Source organism: Streptomyces sp. CNZ287 (assembly GCF_007827615.1).
In genome coordinates this window covers 1-1,489 of record NZ_VISV01000049.1, presented here as the reverse complement: position 1 = coordinate 1,489, position 1,489 = coordinate 1, and the positions used below count along the sequence as shown (strand labels likewise).

Here is a 1,489-nt window from a genome sequence, read left to right as displayed (position 1 = left end):
GGCCCGTTCATTGCGGCTATCGATCAGGGGACGACTTCGAGCCGGTGCATCGTGTTCGACACCGATGGCCGGATCGTGTCGGTGGACCAGAAGGAACACGAGCAGATCTTCCCCAAGCCCGGCTGGGTCGAGCACAACGCCACCGAGATCTGGCGCAACGTCCAGCAGGTCGTCGACGGCGCCGTCGCCAAAGCCGGCATCACCCGCACCGACGTCAAAGCCATCGGCATCACCAACCAACGCGAAACCACCCTGCTCTGGGACAAGCACACCGGCGAACCCGTCGCCAACGCCATCGTCTGGCAAGACACCCGCACCGCCGAACTCTGCCGCCAACTCGGCGGCACCCAAGGACAAGACCGCTTCCGCGCCGCCACCGGCCTGCCCCTGGCCTCCTACTTCGCCGGCCCCAAAATCCGCTGGCTCCTCGACAACACCCCCGGCCTCCTCGCCCGCGCCGAAGCCGGCGACATCCTCTTCGGCACCATGGACTCCTGGGTCATCTGGAACCTCACCGGAGGCCCCGGCCGCGGCGTCCACGTCACCGACGTCACCAACGCCTCCCGCACCATGCTCATGAACCTCGAAACCCTCGACTGGGACCCCGCCATCTGCGAAGCCATGGGCGTCCCCCTCGCGGTCCTCCCCCAGATCCGCTCCTCCGCCGAGGTCTACGGCCACGCCGCCTCCGGCACCCTCACCGGCATCCCGGTCGCCTCCGCACTGGGCGACCAGCAAGCCGCACTCTTCGGACAGACCTGCTTCGACCAGGGCGAAGCCAAATCCACCTACGGCACCGGCACCTTCCTCCTCATGAACACCGCCGGCGAACCCGTCCACTCCGAAAACGGCCTCATCACCACCGTCGGCTACCGCATCGGAGACCAGAGCGCCGTCTACGCCCTGGAAGGCTCCATCGCCATCACCGGCGCCCTGGTCCAGTGGATGCGCGACCAGATGGGCATCATCTCCACCGCCGCCGAAATCGAAACCCTCGCCCTGAGCGTCGAAGACAACGGCGGCGCCTACTTCGTCCCCGCCTTCTCCGGCCTCTTCGCCCCCTACTGGCGCGACGACGCCCGCGGCGTCATCGCCGGACTCACCCGCTACGTCACCAAAGCACACCTCGCCCGCGCCGTCCTGGAAGCCACCGCCTGGCAGACCCGCGAAATCGTCGACGCCATGACCAAAGACTCCGGCGTCGAACTCACCTCCCTCAAAGTCGACGGCGGCATGACCGCCAACAACCTCCTCATGCAAACCCTCGCCGACGTCCTCGACGCCCCCGTCGTCCGCCCCCTGGTCGCCGAAACCACCTGCCTGGGCGCCGCCTACGCCGCCGGACTCGCCGTCGGCTACTGGCCCGACACCGACGCCCTGCGCGCCAACTGGCGCCGCGCCGCCGAATGGACCCCCCGCATGGACGAAACCACCCGCGAACGCGAATACAAGGACTGGCTCAAAGCAGTCCAGCGCACCATGGGCTGGA

1 protein-coding gene is annotated in these 1,489 nt (G+C 68.0%); it reads left to right on the top strand.

Annotated elements, in window-relative coordinates; all coding sequences use genetic code 11:
• A partial coding sequence (glpK, locus tag FB457_RS35020) for a glycerol kinase GlpK (protein ID WP_347615873.1) occupies positions 1-1,489 on the top strand: 1,489 nt, incomplete at both ends.